Consider the following 22,265-nt stretch of genomic DNA (forward strand, 5'->3'; position numbering starts at 1 on the left):
CGTCCGATGCATGGATGGATCATACTCGACAAGCCGCTGGGGCTCGGCTCGACGCAAGGGGTGAGCGCGGTCAAGCGCGTGCTGCGCCAGGGCGGCTATGGCAAGGGGATCAAGGTCGGCCATGGCGGCACGCTCGACCCGCTGGCGACCGGCGTGCTGCCGATCGCGGTGGGCGAGGCGACCAAGCTGGCCGGGCGGATGCTCGACAGCGACAAGGTGTACGACTTCACCATCCGTTTCGGCGCGCAGACATCGACGCTGGATGCCGAGGGCGAGGTGGTCGCCGAGAGCGATGTCCGCCCGACTCGCGCGGCGCTGGAGGCGGTGCTGCCGCGCTTCACCGGCCCGATCGACCAGGTGCCCCCCGCCTATTCCGCGCTGAAGGTGGATGGCGAGCGCGCCTATGACCTGGCGCGGGCCGGGGAAGAGGTGGTGCTGGCGAGTCGCAGCGTGACGATTCACAGCCTCCATTCCTCCCCAAGCTCGCTTGGGGAGGGGGACCATCGCGCCAGCGATGGTGGAGGGGCGGGACGGACCGGCGATGCCCCTCCACCACGCCCTGCGGGCGCGGTCCCCCTCCCCGAGCAAGCTCAGGGAGGATTGGAAGACATCACCCTCACCGCGCATGTCTCCAAGGGCACCTATATCCGCTCCCTCGCGCGCGACATCGCGCTGGCGCTGGGCACGGTGGGCCATGTCACCATGCTCCGCCGGACCAAGGCGGGGCCGTTCACCCTGGCCTCGGCGATATCGCTGGACAAATTGAACGAAATGGGGCAGGCGCGCGGGCTTGAAGAGATACTCCTGCCGCTGAGGGCGGGGCTGGACGACATCCCGGCTCTCGCGCTCGACCCCGACCAGGCAGGGGCGCTCCGTCAGGGGCGTGTGCTGGTCGGGATTGCCGCTGACGATGGCCAATATTTCGCGATGCTGGGCGACCGCCCGGTGGCGCTGGTGGAGGCGCTGGACGGGGACGTCCGGGTCGTGCGCGGTTTCAACCTCGATTAAGAAAGGACCACGATGTCGATCACCGCTGAACGCCGCCAGGAAATCATCAAGGACCATGCCCGCGCCGAGGGTGACACGGGTTCGCCCGAAGTCCAGGTCGCGATCCTGACCGAGCGGATCCAGAACCTGACCGGCCACTTCAAGACCCATGCGAAGGACAATCATTCGCGTCGCGGTCTGCTGATGCTGGTCAACAAGCGTCGCTCGCTGCTCGACTATCTGCGTCACAAGGATGGCGACCGCTATCTGGCGCTGATCGCCAAGCTCGGCCTGCGCAAGTAAGACGCGGGGCGCGCCAGGCGACCAAAAAGGGCACTCCCATCAGGGGGTGCCCTTTTTTTATCGGCTGGTGTATGAAGCACCGGGCCGACCGGATGCCGCAAGGGCGCATCCCCAAAGCCTCTATGTCATCAAACCCGACGATAGGGTCGGGCAGGATCGGAGGATCGGCAATTCGGTCGACCTCCAGAGCCAATCTTGGCTCAACCCATAGGCCCCGGCGGGATAGGCCCGTCGGAGTGAAGGATATTCCATGTTCAATACCAAGAAAGTGGCCATCGAGTGGGGCGGCAAGACGCTGACCCTCGAAACCGGCAAGGTGGCCCGTCAGGCCGACGGCGCGGTGATCGCGACGCTGGGCGAGACGGTGGTGCTGTGCGCCGTGACGGCCGCGAAGAATGTGAAGGAAGGGCAGGATTTCTTCCCGCTGACCGTTCACTATCAGGAGAAGTTCTCGTCGGCGGGCCGTATCCCCGGCGGTTTCTTCAAGCGCGAGCGCGGTGCGACCGAGCGTGAGACGCTGATCAGCCGCCTGATCGACCGTCCGATCCGCCCGCTGTTCCCCGAAGGTTTCTACAACGAGATCAACTGCATCTGCCAGGTGCTCTCCTATGACGGCGAGAATGAGCCCGACATCCTGGCGCTGGTCGCCGCGTCGGCCGCGCTCACCATCTCGGGCGTGCCCTTCATGGGCCCGATCGGCGCGGCGCGCGTCGGCTATGTCGATGGCGAGTATCAGCTGAACCCGACCGACGCCGAGGCGCTGGCCGGTGACCTGGACCTGGTCGTCGCCGCCACCCACAATGCGGTGATGATGGTCGAGTCGGAAGCCAAGGAGCTCTCCGAAGAGGTGATGCTGGGCGCGGTCATGTTCGCGCACAAGGCGTCGCAGCAGATCATCGACGCGATCATCGATCTCGCCGAGCAGGCCGCCAAGGACCCGTGGGAACTGAAGGTCGGCGACGACCAGAAGACCGTGAAGGCCGAGCTGAAGAAGCTGGTCGGCAAGGACATCACCGCCGCCTATAAGCTGACCGACAAGCAGGCGCGCCAGACCGCGCTGGGCGAGGCCCGCGCCAAGGCGAAGGCCGCCATGGCCGACCGCACGCCGCAGGAGCAGCTCGTCGCCGCCAAGCTCGTCAAGAAGCTGGAAGCCGAGATCGTTCGCACCGCGATCCTGAAGGACGGCCGCCGCATCGACGGTCGCTCGACCACCCAGATCCGCCCGATCGAGGCGGAGGTTCACTTCCTGCCGCGTTCGCACGGCTCGGCGCTGTTCACGCGCGGCGAGACCCAGACGATCGCGACCACGACGCTGGGCACCAAGGATGCCGAGCAGATGATCGACGGGCTGAACGGCCTGTCCTACCAGCACTTCATGCTGCACTATAACTTCCCGCCCTATTCGGTCGGCGAAGTGGGCCGCTTCGGCGCGCCGGGTCGTCGCGAGATCGGCCATGGCAAGCTGGCATGGCGCGCGCTGCACCCGGTGCTGCCGTCGAAGGAGGAATTCCCCTACACCATCCGCGTGACCAGCGACATCACCGAGTCGAACGGCTCGTCGTCGATGGCCACCGTCTGCGGCGGCTCGCTGTCGCTGATGGATGCGGGCGTTCCGCTGAAGCGTCCGGTCTCGGGCATCGCCATGGGCCTGATCCTGGAAGGCAAGGACTTCGCCGTCCTGTCCGACATCCTGGGTGACGAGGATCACCTGGGCGACATGGACTTCAAGGTGGCGGGCACCTCCGAGGGCATCACCTCGCTCCAGATGGACATCAAGATCGCCGGTATCACCGAGGAGATCATGAAGGTCGCGCTGGCGCAGGCCAAGGAAGGCCGCGCGCACATCCTGGCCGAGATGAACAAGGCGCTGGGCGAGACCCGCACCGAGCTGTCGGCCCATGCCCCGCGCATCGAGACGATGACGATCGACAAGTCGAAGATCCGCGACGTGATCGGCACCGGCGGCAAGGTGATCCGCGAGATCGTCGCGACGACCGGCGCCAAGGTCGACATCGACGACGAGGGCGTGATCAAGATCAGCTCGTCCGACTCCGCCCAGATCGAAGCCGCGATGAACTGGATCAAGGGCATCGTCGAAGAGGCCGAGGTCGGCAAGATCTACAACGGCAAGGTCGTCAACCTGGTCGATTTCGGCGCGTTCGTGAACTTCATGGGCGGCAAGGACGGTCTGGTCCACGTCTCGGAGATCAAGAACGAGCGCGTCGAGAAGGTCTCGGACGTCCTGAGCGAAGGCCAGGAAGTCAAGGTCAAGGTCCTCGAGATCGATCCGCGCGGCAAGGTTCGCCTGTCGATGCGCGTCGTCGACCAGGAAACCGGTGCCGAGCTGGAGGACAATCGTCCGGCCCGCGAACCGCGCGGCGAGCGTGGTGACCGTGGTCCGCGCGGCGACCGTGAAGGCGGTCGCGGTCCGCGTCGCGATGGCGGCGACCGTGGCGGCGAAGGCCGCAGCGGCCCGCGTCGCGACCGTGGCGACCGTCCCCGTCGCGAAGGCGGCGAGCAGGGCGGTTCGTCCGAATTCGCCGCTCCGGCCTTCCTGACCGGCGATCGCGACTGATCCTTTGCCATGAGGCAGGAAAAGGGCTCGGGGGAAACCCCGGGCCCTTTTTCGTTGGGGGGATGCGGGTGGGTGATTCCCTTGGCCTTCGACTTCGCTCAGGCTGAACGGGGTTCGGGAATGGGTCTGGACACAAAAATCCGTTCAGCCTGAGCGAAGTCGAAGGCCACGCCCCGACCTCCGCCGCGTGCGTTCCGGAGGCAAGATTCCCGTGCGAAAGTTAGCCCGCTACCACCACCCCGACGAACGGCGGGTGAGTCCGGCAGGGGCGGAAGCGCCCGCGCTGGACCCAGCCCGCGCGATGGCGGTCAGGCCGGGTCCTTGGCCCCCTCATGCGCGCTATAGCCCAGCCGGGCATGGCCCTGTACCGGGCCCGCCACATCGGCGACCAGATAGAGCGGCCGCCGCTTCGATTCGATATAGAGCCGCCCCAGATATTCGCCGATCATGCCCAGCACGAACATCTGCACCGCGCCCAGGATGACGGTGACCAGCATGGTCGAGGTCCAGCCCTGCACCGCCGAGCCGGTCAGCCAGCCGATCGCGATATAGACCAGCAGCAACAGCGACGCGGCGGTCAGCGCCAGGCCGATATGGCTGGCCCAGCGCAAGGGCGCGGTCGAAAAGCCCGTCACCGCATCGAAGGCCAGCGCGATCATCTTGCCCAGCGGATAATGGGTCTCGCCCGCATGCCGCTCGGCGCGGTCATAGGGGAAGGGGACCTGGCGGAAGCCGACCCAGGCGACCATGCCGCGAATGAAGCGCGCCTGTTCAGGCAGCGACTGCAACGCGTCGAGCGCACGGCGGCTCATTAGGCGGAAATCGCCGGTGTCGAGCGGGATCGGCGTGTCGGTCAGCCGGTCGAGCATCCGGTAGAAGATCGCCGCCGTCGCCTTCTTGAACAGCGTTTCCCCGGCCCGCTTGCGGCGCACGGCATAGACCACGTCCGCCCCCTGCGCCGCCATCGTCGCGCGCATGTCGGTGAGGAGTTCGGGCGGGTCCTGAAGATCGGCGTCGATGATCAGGATCTGCTCGCCCGAACACAGGTCCAGCCCAGCGGTCAGCGCCAGCTGGTGGCCGTGGTTGCGCGACAGGTTGATCGCGACCAGATGCTGATCGGCGGCGGCCAGCCGCTGCATCACCGGCCAGCTATCGTCGCGCGAGCCGTCGTTGATCAGGACGATCTCATAATCCTCGCCCACCGCCACGCGCGCCGCGCCCGAGATACGCGCGTGCAGCACGTCCAGACAGGCGGCTTCGTTATAGCAGGGGACGACGACGGACAGGGCAGGGCGCTTCATGACGCCGCCGGTTTAGCGGCGTCGAGCGCGTCCGTCACCCATTCACGACCAGCTTGACCAAACGACCCGGCACCAGCGCTTGTTCCGAATCGAGCCCGTTCAGCGTCACGAACCGCTCGCGCTTGTAATCGGGAAAGGCCATGCGCGCCGACAGGCTGTCGATCGTGTCGCCCTGGCGGACGGTGACGATGCTGATCTTCTTGCCGCGAATGGCGTTGGCCTCGGCGGTCGAGAGCGGCGCGACCGAGGCGAGCAGCGGCTGGAACGGCCCGATGCCCGAGCCCGCCGGCGTCACGAGCGTGAAGGTATAGGTCGCGGCGGGGAAGCGATAGGCGACCACCGTCGCATCGACCGCGCGGTTGTTGGCGGCGGCGCGGGTGGTGACATAGGCATAGGGGATGCCGTTGGCCGTCCCGTTCTGCACCTGGCCCGAGGGGGTGCCGGTGCCGAGCTGGCCGAAGCGCTGCGCGATCGCCTGGCCCAGATCGCTGCCCTGGCCCAGACGCATCTCGGCCTGGCCGCCCTGACCGGCGATGGTCACCGCATCGCTGCCATTGGCGATGGCATAGCCGGTGGGCGCGGTGAATTTCAGCTTCAGGCCGGGATGGCGGAAGCTCTGGCCGTCGACCACGCCCTCCTTGGGATCGTCGCCATAGGGCAGGCCGTCGAGCATCCGCAGGAAGGCGGTGTCCTGCGGCGGGGTGGTTTCGGGACGGCCGGTTGCTTGCGCGAGCGAAGCGGCGCGGCGGACGCGGTCGGCGCTGTTGGGATGGGTCGAGGCCCAGGTCGGAATGGCGTTGGCGTCCTTGCCGGATGTGCGCGCCGCGAGGTTGCTCGACGCGGCCAGCGAGGCGAGCATGTCGGCCGAGGCATAGGGATCATATCCGGCGGCGGTCATGTAGCGGATGCCGAGGCCATCGGCCTGATATTCCTGATCGCGGCCATATTTCAGCGTGTAGAGCTGTGCGCCGGTGCCCACCAACTGGGTGGCGATATTGCTGCCGGTCAGCAGCCCCGCGCCCGCCGCCAGGATCGAGCCGATGGTCGAGCGGGTGTTGCGGCTCTGAGAATGGCGCGCGGCGACATGGCCGACTTCATGGCCCAGCACCGAGGCGAGCTCGGCCTCGGAATTCATCAGTGCGAGCAGCTGGCGGGTGACATAGATATAGCCGCCGGGAATGGCGAAGGCGTTCTCGACCGGCGAGTTGAGCGTCGTCACGACGAAATCGCCCTGCGCGTTGGACAGGCCGGACTGGACCGCGACCCGCTTGCCGACGCGTTCGACGAACGCGGCCTGCGGGCCGGTGTAGCGGCCGCCATATTGCTTCACCAGTTCCGGGTTGGCCTGCGCCCCCTGCGCCTTGTCCGAGGCGGAGATCGACCGGGTCTGCTGGGCGACGGCGGGGGCCGCGACGAGCGCGAGCATGGCGGCGGCGGTGACGAAACGCATGTTAAGGCTCCCCTGTTTGGGGTCTCCAAAGCGCAGGCGCGTCGGGGGTTCCAGCTTTTTGTTACGCTGGCGTCATCCGGGTGTCAGGAAATCCAATGCCGCATGGTTCCCCGGCGAAGGCCGGGGTCCAGTTTCTTGGCGGCTTAGGAGGCGCGAAACGATGCGGTGGAGGCATCCGCCCAGCACCTTCGATCGTGCATCCCTACTGGGCCCCGGCCTTCGCCGGGGAACGAAGAAGATTCTGTTCGCGCAGAGGCGCGGAGGCGCGGAGGTGCTTCGCCCGGCCCAAGCGGCATCCATTCCCAACCAGGCGACTTCGTCTTCCGGACGAGAGGGCCCGTGCCGGATCGGCGGAGCCAGACACCTCCGCGTCTCCGCGCGAACTTAAACCCGCTCGACCGAACTCACCACATCCGCCGCCCGCAAGGCGGCGATCAGGCGCATCAGGTGTTGGAGGTCATGCACCTCCACATCGATCAGGTTCGTATGGAAGCGCGTGTCGCGGGTGTCCAGCCGGACGTTGATGATGTTCGCCTTATGCTGGCCGATGATCGTCGCCAATATGCCCAGCGCGCCGGGTTCGTTCTTGACCATCACCGAGATTCGCGCGGTCGCGCCCTCGCTGTCGTCGCCCCAGGAGACGTCGACCCAGTCGGTTTCCTCGTCAGTCCGGTCGGCCAGCTCGGCGAGGACCGGGCACTGGATGGCGTGCACCTCGATCCCCGCATCCGGCCGCCGCAGCCCGACGATGCGGTCGCCCGGCACCGGGTGGCAGCATTGCGCCAGGTCATAGGCGACGCCGGGCGTCAGCCCCTTGATCGAAATCGCGCTCGACTGCGGCGGCAGCGCGGCGACGTCCGCGCCCGCCGATCCGGGCATCAGCGCCTCCATCACCGCGGCATCCGACACGGTCCGCCTGGCGATCGCGATCATCAGATGCGCCTCGTCGGGCATCTTCAGCCGTTGCAGCGCATGGGTCAGCGCGTCCGCGCCGATCTGCGCAGGCAGACGCCGGACGATATCCTCGTACAACTTGGTGCCCAGCGTCACCTGCTCGGCGCGTTCGGCATGGCGCAGATGGCGGCGGATCGCGGCCAGCGCCTTGCCGGTGATCGCCAGGTTCAGCCAGTTCGCCTGCGGCGTCTGCCCGGCCGAGCGCAGGATCTGCACCTGGTCGCCATTGGAGATGACGGTCGACAGCGGCACCACCCGCCCGTTCAGCTTGGCCCCCACCGCCTGGTCGCCCAGATCGGTGTGCACGGCATAGGCGAAGTCGATCGGCGTCGCGCCCTTGGGCAGCTGGATCAGCTCGCCCTTCGGCGTGAAGGCGAAGATGCGATCCTGGTACATCGCCATCTTCGTATGTTCGATCAGCTCTTCGGGGCTGCCCGCCGTGTCGAGAATCTCGACCAGGTCGCGAATCCAGCTGACCTGCGCATCGTGGCGGGTCGCCTGTTTATAGGTCCAGTGCGCCGCCAGGCCGAAATCGGCCTCGGCATGCATTTCCGGCGTGCGGATCTGGATTTCGATACGCGCATTGTCGGCATGGATGACGCTGGTGTGGAGCGAGCGGTATCCGTTGCGCTTGGGCGTCGAGATATAATCCTTGAACCGCCCCGGCACCATCGGCCAGCGGCGATGGATCAGCCCCAGCGCGCGGTAGCAATCCTCTTCGGTCGGCACGATCGCGCGGAAGGCCATGACGTCGGACAGCTGCTCGAAGCTGATGTGCCGCTCGTTCATCTTGCGGAAGATCGAGAAGGCCGATTTCTCGCGCCCCGTCACCTCGGCCTCCACCCCGCCGCGCGACATCAGCAGCTTCAGCCCCGAGGCGATCTTGGAAATCCGGTCGCCGCCGCCTTCCTTCATTTGCGCCAGGCGAAGCGTGATCGACTCATACGCCTCGGGTTCGAGCTGCTGGAAGGAGAGCATCTGCATCTCCTTCATGAACTCGTACATGCCGATCCGCTCGGCGAGCGGGGCATAGATGTCCATCGTCTCCTTCGCGATGCGGCGGCGCTTTTCCGGCTTCGCAATGTGATGGAGCGTGCGCATGTTGTGGAGGCGATCGGCCAGCTTGACCAGCAGGACGCGGATATCGTCCGACATGGCGAGCAGGAACTTGCGCAGATTCTCGGCGGCGCGCTCGCTCTCGGTCTGCGCCTCGATCTTGGACAGCTTGGTGACACCGTCGACCAGCCGCGCGACATTGGGACCGAACAGCCGTTCGATCTCGTCATAGGTGGCGACCGTATCCTCGATCGTGTCGTGCAGGATGGCGGTCGCGATCGTCTCGTCATCCAGATGCAGGTCGGTCAGGATGCCGGCCACCTCGATCGGATGGCTGAAATAGGGATCGCCCGAGGCACGTTTCTGGCTGCCATGCGCCTTCATCGAGAAGACGTAAGCGCGGTTCAGCAGCGCCTCATCGGCCTGGGGGTCATAGTCGAGCACGCGGTCGACGAGTTCATACTGGCGGAGCACGAAATCAGATTTGCGTGGGTGGGATGACCATTGCAACATTTTTGATGCGATCAGGGTGATCGGACGGGCTTCTCAAGCCCCTTTCTTTTTCGAGCCCCTCTCCCGGCAGGGGGAGGGGTTGGGGAGGGGCAAGAGCCACGGGGGCTGGTCTCTGTGAGACCCCGTGCCCTCCCCCATCCCCTCCCGCCTGCGGGAGGGGAGCGGCCAGAGGAGAGCGTTGGGCCACGGGAATCACCCCGCCATCGCCTCCGCCGCCAGAGCCTCCGCCTCGATCAGCAGGTCGTCGTCCGCACTTCCCGTCGCCACCTTCTCGCGCCCGATCAGCACCAGCACCGGCACGGCGAGTGGGCTCACCCGCTCCAGATCGACATGCAGCATCGTGCCGCCCGCCCGGTCGAGCAAATTCGCCAGTCGCCCCACATCGGTCATCCGCGCCCGCGCATCGTCCCATGCCGCCTGGAGCAGCAGATGGCCGGGCTCGTACTTGCGCAGCACGTCGTAGATCAGGTCGGTCGAGAAGGTCACCTGCCGCCCGGTCTTGCGCTTGCCGGGATGCTGGCGGTCGACCAGCCCGCCGATCACCGCCACCTCGCGAAAGGCGCGCTTGAGCAGGTGCGATTGCTGCACCCAGTCGACGAACTCGTTCTCGAGAATGTCGGGGGAGAAGAGGCTGGCCGGGTCGGTCACCTTCTCCAGCCCGTAACAGGCCAGCGCATAGTCGCTGGCGACGAAGCCCAGCGGTTTCAGCCCCTGCGCCTCCATCCGCCGGGTCACCAGCATCCCCAGCGACTGGTGCGCGTTCCACCCCTCGAAGCTGTAGGCGACCATGTAATGCCGTCCCTCGCGCGGGAAGGTCTCGACCAGCAGCTGGCCGGGGCGGGGCAGGACCGAGCGGCGGTCCTGCATCTCCAGCCAGTCATGCACGTCCGCCGGGAAGCGATCCCACTCGCCCCGATCGGCCAGGAATGCGCGCACCCGGTCGGCCAGGCTGGTCGACAGCGGCATCCGGCTGCCGCCATAGGTCGGGATGCGCGCAGGGCGGGAGGTGGCGCGGACGATCAAATCCTCGCCGTCGATCGATTCCACCTCCAGGCTCAACCCGGCGAAGAAGAAGGTGTCGCCGGGGGCGAGAGTGGCGGCGAAGCCTTCCTCGACGCGGCCCAACTGGCGGCCGTTGCGGAAGCGAACCTTCAGCATCGTCGCTTCCACGATGATCCCGGCGTTCAGCCGGTGCTGCGCGACGAACTGCGGATGGGTGACGCGCCACGTCCCGTCCGGCTGCTGGACCAGCCGCTTGAACCGGTCATAGGCGCGCAAGGCATAGCCGCCATCGGCGATGAAGCGCAGCACCCGGTCGAACGTCTCGTCGTCCAGCGCCGAATAGGGCATGGCCGAGCGGATTTCGCCCAGCAGCGCGCCCTGTTCGAACGGCGCGGCACAGGCGCAGGCCATGACATGCTGCGCCAGCACGTCGAGCGCGCCGGGGCGGAAGAGGTCGGGGTCCAGCTCGCCCGCCTCCACCGCGTCGAGCGCGGCGCGCGCTTCCAGATATTCGAAGCGGTTGCCGGGGACCAGGATCGCGCGGCTCGATTCGTCCAGCCGGTGATTGGCGCGGCCGATCCGCTGGAGCAGGCGTGACGAGCCCTTGGGCGCGCCCATCTGGATCACGCAGTCGACATCGCCCCAGTCGACGCCCAGGTCGAGGCTGGCGGTCGCGACCAGCGCGCGGAGTTGCCCGTCGGCCATCGCCGCCTCGACCTTCTGGCGGGCTTCCAGGGACAGCGAGCCGTGATGGACGCCGATCGGCAGGCTCTTGTCGTTCGCCTTCCACAGATCCTGGAAGATCAGCTCGGCCAGGCTGCGCGTGTTGCAGAAGACGATGGTGGTCCGGTTCGCCTCGATGACGCGCATCACCTGCGCGGCGGCATAGCGGCCCGAATGGCCCGCCCAGGGAATGCGGTCCTCGGGCAGCAGGATCGCTATGTCCGGCGGCGCGCCGGGTTCGCCCGTGACCAGGCCGACCGCGTCGATATCTCCGTCGGGCGCGAGCCAGGCGCGATAGCCGTCGGGGTCCGCCACGGTCGCCGACAGCGCGACCCGTCGCAGATCAGGTGACAGCCGCTGCAACCGCGCCATGCACAAGGAAAGCAGGTCGCCCCGCTTGCCAGTGGCGAAGGCGTGGACCTCGTCCACCACGATGGTCTTGAGGCCCGCGAACATGGTCGCGGCATCGGGATAGCTGAGCAGCAGCGACAGCGATTCGGGCGTCGTCAGCAGGATGTGCGGCGGCTTCACCCGTTGCCGCGCCTTCTTGTCCGACGAGGTGTCGCCGGTCCGCGTCTCGACCCGGATGTCGAGGCCCATCTCCTCGATCGGGGTCACGAGGTTGCGGCGAATGTCGACCGCCAGCGCCTTGAGCGGCGAGACGTAGAGGGTGTGCAGCCCCTCGCTCGGCTGTTCGATCAGCTCGGTCAGCGTCGGCAGGAACCCCGCCAGCGTCTTGCCCGCGCCCGTGGTGGCGACCAGCAGCGCGTGGCGGCCTGCGCGGGCTTCCTCCAGCATCGCCAGCTGATGGGTGCGCGGGTGCCAGCCCTTGGCGGCGAACCAGTCGGTCAGGGCGGGCGGAAGGGAACCGGGGAGCATCCCGAAGGATATAGGTATCATGGTCAAGCTCGGCGACTGGATACAGCCCCATAAACACGGGATTTACGTGGCCCCCGCCGATGTGTGGGTCGATCCGTCCGAACCGGAGCCACGCGCGCTGGTGACGCACGGCCATGCCGATCATGCGCGCGGCGGGCATGGCACGGTCTGGGCGACGCCCGAGACGCTGGCGATCATGGCGGCGCGCTACGGCCCGCAGAACGGCGTCGAGGTGGCGTATGGCGAGACGATCCGGCTGGGCGAGGTGGAGGTCGGTTTCGTGCCCGCAGGGCATGTGCTGGGATCGGCGCAGATCGTGCTCGACTATCGCGGCGAGCGGGTGGTGGTGTCGGGCGATTACAAGCGCCGCGCCGATCCGACCTGTGCGGCCTTCGAGCCGGTGAAATGTGACGTCTTCGTCACCGAAGCGACCTTCGCACTACCCGTCTTTCGCCATCCCGAGACGGGCGACGAGATCGACAAGCTGATCGCGCGGCTCCACGCCAATCCGACGCGCTGCGTGCTGGTCGGCGCCTATGCGCTGGGAAAGGCGCAGCGGGTGATCGCCGAACTCCGCGTGCGCGGGCATGAGGCGCCCATCTATCTGCACGGCGCGCTGGCGCGGCTATGCGCGCTCTATCAGGAATTGGGCGTTGATCTGGGCGAGCTTCGCATGGTGGCCGACACGCCCAAGGCGGAGATGGCGGGGCATGTGGTCATGTGTCCGCCCGGTGCGCTCAACGATCGCTGGTCGCGGCGGCTGCCCGATCCGATCACCGCCATGGCCAGCGGCTGGATGCGGGTGCGCCAGCGCGCGCGGCAGAAGAATGTCGAGCTGCCGCTGATCCTGTCCGACCATGCCGATTGGGACGAACTGACCCGGACGCTCACCGAGATCGCCCCGCGCGAGGTGTGGGTGACGCATGGGCGCGAGGAGGCTCTGGTCCACTGGTGCGAGACGCGTCAGATGAAGGCGCGGGCCTTGGCGCTGGTGGGGTTCGAGGATGAGGATGATTGAGAGGGCGGGGCGTGGCCTTCGACTTCGCTCAGGCTGAACGGAGCGAGGGGATGCGGCCTTCTACAAACCGCCGTTCAGGCTGAGCGAAGTCGAAGCCCAAGCGAATCCCTCACACCAAGGCCAAGGGCCGGGCAGGGTCCGCCACCACCGACCCCGGCACCGCGAACACGCCCTTCTTCGCCAACCGCTCGCCCGGCCGGACCTTGGCCGTCTCCATCGCCAGCCACGGCGCCAGCAACAGCCCCAGCGTCACAGGCGACAGCCACGCGCCCAGCACCGGGTTCAGGAACGACACCCCCAGGAACACCACGCCCAGCGCCAGATGCCAGCGATAGCGCGGCATCGCATCCGCCGCCGCCAGCCCGTCGCGCACCCGGCTCTGCGGGTTCCAGCCCGAGGGCTTGCCGCGCATGATGTTGATGAGGTCGATCGTCTGGGTCAGCGCGATGCCTGGCGCGGTCAGGATCGACAGCGGCACGTCGAGCGCCACCGAGGCCAGGATCGCGCGCGCGCCGCCATAGCTGGCCCGGCGTTCGCGGTCGGCCATCGCCCAGACGATGCTCAGCAGCTTCGGCCCGAACAGCAGGATCAGCGTCACGACCAGCACCCGCGCCGACGTCACCGCGCGCACCGTCGCGGCATCGTCGGACAGGCTCTGCGCGATCGAGGTGGCGATCAGGATCAGCCAGGCGGGCGAGGTCAGATAGGCCGAGGCGCCGATCAGCAGCTGCAACCGGCTGATCCAGTGAAAACCGCTTGCGCCGAGCAGTTTCAGATGCTGGGTATTGCCCTGCGCCCAGCGCCGGTCACGCACCGCCTGGTCGATCAGCGTGGGGGGATATTCCTCGAAACTGTCCTCGACCATCAGCATGTGCAGCCGCCAGCCGCGCCGCCGCAGCAGCGCGGCCTCGACCATGTCATGGCTCATGATCGTGCCGCCGAAGGGCGGGCGTCCGGGCAGGTCGGGCAGGCCGCAACTCTCGGCAAAGGCGCGGATACGGATCAGCGCGTTATGCCCCCAGAAGGTCGATTCGGACCCCGACCACCAGACCAGCCCGGCGGTCGAGATCGGGCCATAGAATCGGCTGGCGAACTGCATCCAGCGCTGGAAGAAGGTCGTCGCGCCGATGATCATCGGCACGGTCTGGAGAAGCGCGATCGAGGGGCGCTGCTCCATGATCTGCGCCATGCCGACGATGGTGTCGCCGCCCATCAGGCTGTCGGCATCGAGCATCAGCATGAAGTCATAGGCCGCACCCTGGTTGCGGATCCAGTCGGCGACGTTGCCGGGCTTGCGCCCGACATTCTCGGTCCGGCGGCGATAATAGAGCGGCACCGCCAGCCAGGGGGCGAGCTTTTCCCAGGCGGCGCGCTCCTCGGCCTCGGCGGCTTCGCCCGAATCGGACAGGACGAAGAAGGCGAAACGGTCGGCCGCCCCCGCCCGGTCGATCATGACGGCCATGCGCGCGATCCGGTCGAACACCGCATCGACATCCTCGTTATGCACCGGCACCAGCACCGCCGTCCGCGCGGTCGGCGGCGCGGCCCCCTTGGGCGCGGGGGTGATGCCCGGATGCGCGCGCGAGATCAGCAGGACGAAGCCGATCGCCGCCGTCACGAAGCCGAACGAGATCCAGGCGAACAGCGGAAAGAACAGCAGCAGCAACAGCCCGTCGAGCAGGTTCAGCCCGTCGCTCAGCAGGGCTTCCTTGACCGCGGCCGAGGCGGCGGTCGCCAGCAACCCGGTCAGCAGAACCAGCAGCAGTCGGCGGGTCAATATGTCGTCGGGCGCCAGATTGACCCCAGCGCGCGGCTCGGGCGCGGAGTGCGGCGGCGGCGGGCCATCGAAACGCTGCACCGCCATGGTCAGCGGTGCGGGCGGCGGCATGATGGCGCGCGGATGGGTCACGGCAGGAAGACCGGGGCAAGCACCGTCTCGGTCAGCGCCCTGGTTCCGCGCTTCAGGAACAGGCGGACATCGGCGGGGCCCTGACCTTCGGGCGCGATGTCGGCGGTGATGCGCCAGCGATTGGGCTGCCCCACCACCGGATAGGCGGCCTGGGTCAGCAGCTTGCCGCGTGTGACCGAGATATCGGCCGTCACGCCGCTCCGCCGGTCGAGCCCGGCCAGCACGGGGCCGGTAAAGTCGACCACCAGCTTGCGCGCGCCCGGCGTCGGCTCCGCACCGGGCCGCCCGGCCGCGCCGGTCCACAGGTCGACCGCATGGGCGACGGCCGGGACGATGGTGGGATCGGTCGATCCCCAGCTCAGGCGATAGTCGAACTGCCGCTTCTGCCCCGCCTTGGGCGCATCGGCGGGGTTCCAGAAGGCGACGATATTGTCGACCGTCTCCGACGCGGTGGGAAAGGCATAAAGCATCACCTGGCCCCGGCCCCAATCGCCCTGCGGCTGGACCCACAGGTTCGCGCGGCGGTCATAAAAGGCCCCGTCGTCCTGGTAATGATCGAAGTCCCGGTCGCGCTGGAGCAGGCCGAAGCCGCGCGGATCGGTGTCGGCGAAGCTGTCGAGCGTCGGGCGCGGCGGATTGACCAAAGGCCGCCACAGCCGCTCGCCCGCGCCGGTCAGCAGCGCGAGGCCGTCCGAATCATGAATCTCGGGCCGCCAGTCGCTGCCCGCTGCCCGGTTGCCCTCGCCATACCAGAACATGCTGGTCGCGGGCGCGATGCCCAGCCGCTCGACATCGCGGCGGAAGAACAGGACGGCCGAGACGCGTTGCTCGATCCCGCCTGAGCCCTTTTGCGACTCGATCCGATACGCCCCCGCGACGCTGGGCCCGTCGAGCAGCGCATGGACGGTATAGGCTTGCGCGCCGGTCCGCTCGATCCAGAAATCGGTGAAGGCGGGAAATTCCTCGCGCCCGTCGATGCCGGTGTCGATCGCGATACCCCGCGCCGACAGGCCATATTGGTCCTGCGCACCCGCCGTGCGGAAATAGGAGGCACCCTGAAAGGCCAGCCAGTCGCTCTTGCCGTCGGCCGTCATCGCGCGGAACCCGGCGATGCCCAGCGGCGGCGCATGGCCCGCCTCGGCGGTGAACAGCGCGGGCGCGAAGGGCACAGCGCGCGCCTGGCCGTTCGCGACGATGTTGATGCCGACCGGATTGGGGGCATAGCGGCCCAGCGGGAACAGGCGGATGCCGCCCGCCAGCGTGCGGTCGTCGCGATACCGGATCGTGCCCACCGCGTCATAGTCGATCGCCGCCGCCGCCTCGACCTTGGCCTGGGGGCGATAGGGCTGGCGGGCCAGTTCTTCCGCCCGCCGTTGCAGCGCGGCCCAGGAAAAGGGCTGGGGAGCGCCGGTCGCGCCACCGGGGGCAAGCGCCTGGGCGGCGAGGCGTGACGATACGCCCAGAATGGCGAGGGCCGCGACCAGTTCACGGCGATTGGCCTGCATCATCGGCTCGGCGTCTCCATCGGTGAATCCATCCGTCCCTCGCTGGCGGGACATGGCTCGTGGTGCAACGCAGCATGCGACGATCGGTTGCTCTGTTACTGTCGAACCGACAGCAGCAAAGGAAAGTATAATATATTTGACCGGGCTGACGGGATCGATTATGACCAGTGCAAATCAAGAGGGGGGCTCTTGAATGACCGAAAAGTTCAGGCGGATCCTGTGTTCGATCCGTCCGTCGCGTTCCCTTGCATAACAGACGATGATGAAGTCGCGCATCCTTGCGATGCGCCGACGATGTTGTTCGGCGGCCGATGACCGGCGCGGCATCTGTTTGTCTTGTCAGGACGAAAGCGGGCGAGCGCCGTTTGCGATCCGCTTCGTCGACCGTTTACCCCAGCCTGTCCCGCCCGGTTCATGCCGGGCGGGGCTTTTTTTCGCGTATCGCGAACGGCGCTCCCCCGCCGTGTATCGAAAATTCCCGCCGCTGTGACGGTTATTTCGCCTCGGACAGCAGTTTTTGGGCCTCGGCCCCGGCCCAGTCGAATCCGCCCGTTACCCGCCAGATCTCCTTGCCGTCCGCGCCATAGAGGATCGTGGTCGGCAGATTGGCCTGATAATGGACGCTCAACCCCAGCTTGGGGTCGAGATAGACGGGCAGCGCGTCGAGCTTCCGGCCCGCCAAGAACGGCTTCACCTTGGCGGCTTCGTCCTGCGCGACCGCGATCACCGCGACCTTGCCCTTCAACCGTTCGGCCGTGGCGGCCAGGGTCGGCATCTCGGCGACGCACGGACCGCACCAGGTCGCCCAGAGATTGACCAGCACCGGCTTGCCCCGGAAATCGGCCAGTGTCGTCGGCTTGCCGTCGAGCGTGGTGAAGCCCAGCGTCGGGGCGGCCTCGCCCTTGTGGCTGCGGTTGACGGCTCCGGCGGGCTTGGGCGCGTCGGGCGTCGAGGCGACTTCCCCACCCGTCACTTCGCCGCTCGAAACTTCACCCGTGGCGGTGTTGGCGGCTTGCTCCGGCGCGGGGCTTTGCTTATCGCACCCGGCGACCATCAGCCCCAGGAGACAGGCGATCACGGTACGCGACGACATGGGCGGCTCCAACGCAATGTGGGGCGGGCGCTTCGCAGAAGGTCCCGCCGCGGTGATGCGCGAGATAAACGCGTCCATCCCCTTCGACAAGCGACTGTGGAAACAGGACATCGCCGGATCGAAAGCGCATGTCGCCATGCTGGGCAAACAGGGCATCGTCTCTGCCGAGGACGCCGCGACGATTTCCGCCGGGCTGGACCGCGTCGCCGAGGATTATGCCGCGAACGGCGTGGCCGAGGACCTGACCCTCGAAGACATCCATATGCAGACCGAGGCGAAGCTCAGCGCACTGATCGGCCCGGTCGCGGGGCGGCTGCACACCGCGCGGTCGCGCAACGACCAGGTGGCGACCGACTTCCGCCTGTGGGTGCGCGACGCGATCGACGAGACGCTGACCGCGCTGGGTGCCCTGCGCGAGGCATTGCTGACCCGCGCCGAGGATCATGCCGACAGCGTGATGCCGGGCTTCACCCATCTGCAATCGGCGCAGCCGGTGACGTTGGGCCATCACCTGATGGCCTATCACGAGATGATCGTGCGCGACGCCAGCCGCTTTGCCGATGCGCGCGCGCGGATGAACCAGTGCCCGCTGGGCTCGGCGGCGCTGGCGGGGACGGGCTTTCCGGTCGATCGCCACATGACGGCGGCGGCGCTGGGCTTCGACGCGCCGACGCGCAACTCGCTCGATGCGGTCAGCGACCGGGACTTCGCGATCGATTATCTGCAGGCCGCGACCAACTGCTCGCTGCACCTGTCGCGGCTTGCGGAAGAGTTCGTGCTCTGGGCATCGCAGCCCTTCGGCTTCGTCGCGCTGTCCGACCAATGGTCGACCGGCAGCTCGATCATGCCGCAGAAGCGCAACCCCGACGCGGCCGAGCTGGTGCGCGGCCATGCCGGGCGGATCATGGGCTGCATGACCAGCCTGATGGTCACGATGAAGGGCCTGCCGCTCGCCTATTCCAAGGATATGCAGGACGACAAGCCACCGGTGTTCGAGGCGCACGACCTGCTGGCGCTGTCGATCGCGGCGATGACGGGCATGATCCAGAGCGCGACCTTCCGCACGGAACGGATGCGCGGCGTCGCGGAGGCGGGCTTCTCGACCGCGACCGACCTGGCCGACTGGCTGGTGCGCGTCGGCGGCATCCCCTTCCGCGAGGCGCATCACATCACCGGCCGCGCGGTGAAGCTGGCCGAGGAGAAGGGCGTGATGCTGCACCAGTTGTCGATCGAAGAGCTGACCGGCATCGACGCGCGCATCGATGACGGCATCTATGACGTGCTGTCGGTCGATGCCTCGGTCGCCAGCCGGGTCAGCTTCGGCGGCACCGCGCCCGCCAATGTCCGCGCCGCCATCGCGACCGCGCGGGGCCTTCCCGCATGAGGCGGGCGCTCGTCCTGCTGGTCGCGCTGGGCCTGAGTGCTTGCGGCGCGGCCAACCGGCTGCAACCGCCCAAGGGCGAGCAACTGCCCGTCGCGCCGCGCGGCGCCACCGTCCGCCCCACGGCGCAGCAATTGCTGACGCCGACCCCCCAACAACGCCCGCAACGCTCCGACGAACTGATGACCCAGTCGCAGGAACGGCGTTCGGACGAATTTGATTTGCCCCCCCGCTGATGGACCATTTTCATTTCCAAGACGGCGAACTCCATGTGGAGGACGTGGCCGTGTCCCGGATCGCCGCCGAAGTCGGCACGCCGGTCTATATTTATTCCGCCTCGACCTTCCGGCGGCATGCGCAGGTGTTCCGCGAGGGGCTCAAGGGCCTGCCGCGCGTCCACCTGGCCTATGCGATCAAGGCGAACCCCAATCTCGCCGTGCTGCGCGTGCTGGCCGATGAAGGCTATGGCGCCGACGTCGTCTCGGTCGGCGAGATGCGCCGCGCGCTGGCGGCGGGCATGAAGGCGGAGGATATCGTCTTCTCGGGCGTCGGCAAGACGAAGCGAGAGCTGGTCGCCGCGCTCGAGGCGGGGATCGGCCAGTTCAACCTGGAGCTGGAGGAAGAAGGCGCGGTCCTGGCCGAGCTGGCGCATGAGCGCGGGCTGGTCGCCCCCGCCACGCTGCGCGTGAACCCGGACGTGGATGCGGGCACCCACGCGAAGATTTCGACCGGGCGCAAGGAGAACAAGTTCGGCGTGCCGATCGACCAGGCGCTGGGCATGTTCGATCGTCTGGCGGGGCTGCCCGGCATCGACCTGAAGGGTGTCGCCTGCCACATCGGCAGCCAGCTGGGCGATCTCGCGCCGCTCGAGGCCGCCTATAAGCGCGTCGGCGAGCTGGTCGCCGAGTTGCGCGGGGCGGGGCACCGCATCAGCCGCGTCGATCTGGGTGGCGGTCTGGGCGTGCCGTACAAGCCCGGCGACGTGATGCCTGCCCCCGCCGCTTATGGCGAGATGGTGGCGCGCGTGACCAAGGACTGGGATGTCGAGCTGATGTTCGAACCCGGCCGGGTGATCGCGGGCAATGCGGGCGTGCTGGCGACCGAGGTCGTCTGGGTGAAGCCCGGCGTCGCCAACCCTTATGTCATCGTCGATGCGGCGATGAACGACCTGATGCGGCCCGCGCTGTATGACGCGCATCACGACTTCGTCGCGGTTCGCCCGACCGGCGAGACGATGATGGCGAATATCGCGGGGCCGGTCTGCGAGACGGGCGACACCTTCGCGATGAACCGCGAGATCGATGTGGTGAAGTCGGGCGACCTCGCCGTGTTCCGCACTGCGGGCGCTTATGGCGCGACCATGGCGTCGACCTATAACAGCCGCCCGCTGGTGCCCGAGGTGATGGTCGAGGGCGACCGCTTCGCCGTCGTCGCCGACCGCATCGCCGCCGAGACGATCATCGCCGCCGAGCGCGTGCCGGAGTGGCTGAAGAAGTGACGCGCCGGGCGGGGTCGCCGTCTCAGCCGTCATCCCAGCGCAGGCTGGGATCTCTGGCGGCTTTCGGTGCCTCCGTCGCCATAGGCCCCAGCCTGCGCTGGGGCGACGGTGCGGGGGCGGAGTGTTGAGCCTCGCCAGCCTGCCGCTGTTCGTCCGGCTGGGCGGCCGTCCGGTGATCCTGCTGGGCGACGGCGAGCCCGCCGAGGCCAAGCGCCGCCTGCTCGACCGGGCGGGCGCGCTGGTCGTCGGCGAGGAGGCGCAGGCCGCGCTGGCCATCGTCGCGATCGAGGATGAGGATGAAGCGCAAGACGCGATCGCCCGGCTGAAGGCGCGCGGCGTGCTGGTCAACGCGGTGGACCGTCCGGCGGCGTGCGACTTCACCCTGCCCGCCATCGTCGAGCGCGGCCCCGTGATCGTTGCGATCGGAACCGGCGGTGTGTCAGCCGGGCTGGCGGCGGCCTTGCGCCAGCGGCTGGAGGCGTTGCTGCCCGCCGGGCTGGGGGCGCTGGCCGAGGGACTCTATGCCGCGCGGGCGGGTTTGCGCGCGCGCTTTCCCGACGGGGCGGAGCGGCGGCGGGCGATCGGGGCGGCGCTGTCGCCGGGTGGGCCGCTCGACCCGCTCAAGGCGGAGGGCAATGTCGCCGCCTGGCTGGCGGGGGCGGACCGGCCTGCGGCGCGGTTCGAGGCGTTCGTGTTGACCTCGACCGATCCCGACGACCTGACGCTGCGCCAGGCGCGCTCGCTCGCTGCGGCCGACCGGGTCTATCACCGCGCCGATGTGCCGGGCGCGATCCTCGACCGCGCGCGCGCCGATGCGGTGCGGATCGCCAGCGACGCCGCCCCCGCCGATCCGGGCGAGGGGCAGGTGGTCGATCTGGCGATGGCGACCCCGGCATGACCGGCTTTGCCTATCGCGTCGATCAGGGCCAGGCGACGACGATTCCGATCCGCGAGGCGGTCGCGACTCAGGCCCGGCTGGTCTGGGTGCATCTGGAGACCAACGACGCGGTCGCGCAGCGCTGGCTGAACGATTCGGCGCATGTCGGCGATTATGTCGTCGACGCGCTGACCGCGACCGAGACGCGTCCCCGGTGCGAGGCGGTGGGCGAGGGGGCGTTCGTCAATCTTCGCGGGCGGAGCAGCGAACCGCTCGACGGCTCCGACATGCTCGCCTCGGTGCGGATCTGGGCGGTGAAGGGCCGGGTCTATTCGGTGACGCGCCGTCCGCTGCTGGCGGTCGATCTGGTGCGGCAGGAGGTGGAGAAGGGCGCGATCGACGATCCCGGCGACCTGATCACCGCCTTCGCCACCGCGATCACCAACGATCTCGACCCCGATGTCGCGGGCCTGGGGGACGATCTGGACGATTGCGAGGAGCAGTTGGACGAACGCCGCGTCTTCCAGCTGCGCCGCACGGTCAGCCGGGTGCGCGTCGCCGCGATCGGATACCGCCGCTTCCTCAATCCGCAGCGGGCCGCGCTGGAGAAGCTGGCGGCACTGCCCGGCGACTGGCTGGCCGATGACGACCGGCTGCATCTGGCCGCCGCCGCCGACCGCGCGGCGCGCATGGCCGAGGAGCTCGAATCGATCCGCGAACGCTCGGCGCTGATCCACGAGACGCTGACCGACCTGCGCGCCGAACAGATCGACAATCGCGCGCTGGTCATCTCGATCGTGGCGATGGTGTTCCTGCCGCTGACCTTCATCACCGGGCTGTACGGGATGAACGTCAAGAACCTGCCCTATGCCGAGGAGCCCTGGGCGTTCGACGCGATCCTGGGCGCCTGCGCGCTGATCTCGGCGGGGATCGTGATCTACTTCGTGCAGAAACACTGGTTCCGGCGGTAGGGCGTATCGACATTTAGTATTGCTTCTTCTTCCCTCTCCCCTGGATAGGGGAGAGGGTTAGCGAAGCTTGCCAGCCTGCTGGCTAGCGCAGCTTGGGGGAGGGGCAAAGGCTCGCGCGCTCGCCAAGCGAGCGCCCACCCCTCACCCAGCTCCGACTAGGCCTTTGCTTTCGCAAAGACCAAGTCTGCGCAACCCTCTCCCCTCTACGAGGGGCGAGGGACGGAAAGGCGTCGCTGAATGTCGATCGGCCCTGGGTCATACCGCTTTACG

17 protein-coding genes are annotated in these 22,265 nt (G+C 67.9%); 10 read left to right on the plus strand and 7 right to left on the minus strand.

All coding sequences use genetic code 11. The features are described from left to right. Nucleotides 1–6: 6 nt before the first annotated feature. From truB to pnp, 3 genes are all read left to right on the plus strand, one after another. The gene (truB, locus tag ABIC44_RS07380) at nucleotides 7–1,008 is read left to right on the plus strand and encodes a tRNA pseudouridine(55) synthase TruB (RefSeq protein ID WP_354294611.1); all 1,002 of its coding nucleotides are present in this window, start codon (nucleotides 7–9) and stop codon (nucleotides 1,006–1,008) included. A 12-nt stretch (nucleotides 1,009–1,020) separates the two neighbouring features. Then, nucleotides 1,021–1,290, plus strand: coding sequence for a 30S ribosomal protein S15 (gene rpsO / locus ABIC44_RS07385; protein ID WP_261268525.1), 270 nt, complete (start codon nucleotides 1,021–1,023; stop codon nucleotides 1,288–1,290). Nucleotides 1,291–1,540: 250 nt separating this feature from the next. Then, nucleotides 1,541–3,865: a polyribonucleotide nucleotidyltransferase gene (gene pnp / locus ABIC44_RS07390; protein WP_354294613.1), complete on the plus strand. Its 2,325-nt coding sequence runs from the start codon at nucleotides 1,541–1,543 to the stop codon at nucleotides 3,863–3,865. Between the two features lie 308 nt (nucleotides 3,866–4,173). On the opposite strand, the gene ABIC44_RS07395 is transcribed toward pnp, so the two are convergent. The 4 genes from ABIC44_RS07395 to ABIC44_RS07410 form a co-directional block, all read right to left on the minus strand. Next, a complete protein-coding gene (locus ABIC44_RS07395) occupies nucleotides 4,174–5,166 on the minus strand; it encodes a glycosyltransferase family 2 protein (protein WP_354294614.1) in 993 nt (330 codons plus the stop codon). A 34-nt stretch (nucleotides 5,167–5,200) separates the two neighbouring features. After that, nucleotides 5,201–6,616 (minus strand): M48 family metalloprotease, encoded by a 1,416-nt coding sequence (locus ABIC44_RS07400; protein ID WP_354294616.1) that lies wholly within the window; start codon nucleotides 6,614–6,616, stop codon nucleotides 5,201–5,203. Nucleotides 6,617–7,000: 384 nt separating this feature from the next. Beyond that, nucleotides 7,001–9,100, minus strand: a complete 2,100-nt coding sequence (locus ABIC44_RS07405; protein ID WP_309699845.1) for a RelA/SpoT family protein — start codon at nucleotides 9,098–9,100, stop codon at nucleotides 7,001–7,003. A 231-nt stretch (nucleotides 9,101–9,331) separates the two neighbouring features. Then, entirely contained in the window at nucleotides 9,332–11,743 is a 2,412-nt protein-coding gene (locus tag ABIC44_RS07410) for a ligase-associated DNA damage response DEXH box helicase (RefSeq protein WP_354294618.1), read from the minus strand. A 19-nt stretch (nucleotides 11,744–11,762) separates the two neighbouring features. Between ABIC44_RS07410 and ABIC44_RS07415 the strand changes: the two genes are divergently transcribed. Further along, nucleotides 11,763–12,761 (plus strand): ligase-associated DNA damage response exonuclease, encoded by a 999-nt coding sequence (locus ABIC44_RS07415; protein ID WP_354294619.1) that lies wholly within the window; start codon nucleotides 11,763–11,765, stop codon nucleotides 12,759–12,761. 109 nt (nucleotides 12,762–12,870) lie between these two features. Here the strand turns inward: ABIC44_RS07415 and mdoH are convergent, their stop codons facing one another. Then, entirely contained in the window at nucleotides 12,871–14,670 is a 1,800-nt protein-coding gene (gene mdoH / locus ABIC44_RS07420) for a glucans biosynthesis glucosyltransferase MdoH (RefSeq protein WP_354294620.1), read from the minus strand. Then, on the minus strand, nucleotides 14,667–16,178 hold the full coding sequence (locus tag ABIC44_RS07425) for an OpgD/OpgG family glucan biosynthesis protein (RefSeq protein ID WP_354294621.1): 1,512 nt from the start codon (nucleotides 16,176–16,178) through the stop codon (nucleotides 14,667–14,669). Before ABIC44_RS07425 ends, mdoH begins: the two co-directional genes overlap by 4 nt. A 256-nt stretch (nucleotides 16,179–16,434) precedes the next feature. Here ABIC44_RS07425 and ABIC44_RS07430 point away from each other — a divergent pair, with 256 nt between their 5' ends. Continuing rightward, on the plus strand, nucleotides 16,435–16,665 hold the full coding sequence (locus ABIC44_RS07430) for a hypothetical protein (RefSeq protein WP_354294622.1): 231 nt from the start codon (nucleotides 16,435–16,437) through the stop codon (nucleotides 16,663–16,665). A 3-nt stretch (nucleotides 16,666–16,668) separates the two neighbouring features. Here ABIC44_RS07430 and ABIC44_RS07435 read toward each other — a convergent pair whose 3' ends face one another. After that, the gene (locus tag ABIC44_RS07435; protein ID WP_354294623.1) at nucleotides 16,669–17,268 is read right to left on the minus strand and encodes a TlpA family protein disulfide reductase; all 600 of its coding nucleotides are present in this window, start codon (nucleotides 17,266–17,268) and stop codon (nucleotides 16,669–16,671) included. A gap of 16 nt (nucleotides 17,269–17,284) precedes the next feature. Here ABIC44_RS07435 and argH point away from each other — a divergent pair, with 16 nt between their 5' ends. The 5 genes from argH to ABIC44_RS07460 all read left to right on the plus strand — a co-directional run bounded on the left by argH (nucleotide 17,285) and on the right by ABIC44_RS07460 (nucleotide 21,995). Continuing rightward, nucleotides 17,285–18,652, plus strand: coding sequence for an argininosuccinate lyase (gene argH / locus ABIC44_RS07440; RefSeq protein ID WP_354294712.1), 1,368 nt, complete (start codon nucleotides 17,285–17,287; stop codon nucleotides 18,650–18,652). Beyond that, nucleotides 18,649–18,885 carry a hypothetical protein gene (locus ABIC44_RS07445; RefSeq protein ID WP_307102074.1) on the plus strand — a complete coding sequence of 79 codons (237 nt, stop codon included), beginning with the start codon at nucleotides 18,649–18,651 and terminating at the stop codon, nucleotides 18,883–18,885. Before argH ends, ABIC44_RS07445 begins: the two co-directional genes overlap by 4 nt. Then, nucleotides 18,885–20,147: a diaminopimelate decarboxylase gene (gene lysA, locus ABIC44_RS07450; protein ID WP_354294624.1), complete on the plus strand. Its 1,263-nt coding sequence runs from the start codon at nucleotides 18,885–18,887 to the stop codon at nucleotides 20,145–20,147. The genes ABIC44_RS07445 and lysA overlap by 1 nt, the downstream gene beginning before the upstream one ends. A 124-nt stretch (nucleotides 20,148–20,271) precedes the next feature. Next, nucleotides 20,272–21,045, plus strand: coding sequence for a precorrin-2 dehydrogenase/sirohydrochlorin ferrochelatase family protein (locus ABIC44_RS07455; RefSeq protein ID WP_354294626.1), 774 nt, complete (start codon nucleotides 20,272–20,274; stop codon nucleotides 21,043–21,045). Then, nucleotides 21,042–21,995: a zinc transporter ZntB gene (locus ABIC44_RS07460; protein WP_354294628.1), complete on the plus strand. Its 954-nt coding sequence runs from the start codon at nucleotides 21,042–21,044 to the stop codon at nucleotides 21,993–21,995. The genes ABIC44_RS07455 and ABIC44_RS07460 overlap by 4 nt, the downstream gene beginning before the upstream one ends. The last annotated feature ends 270 nt before the right edge of the window (nucleotides 21,996–22,265 follow it).

It is taken from the genome of Sphingomonas sp. 1185, from assembly GCF_040544655.1.
GTDB lineage: Bacteria > Pseudomonadota > Alphaproteobacteria > Sphingomonadales > Sphingomonadaceae > Sphingomonas.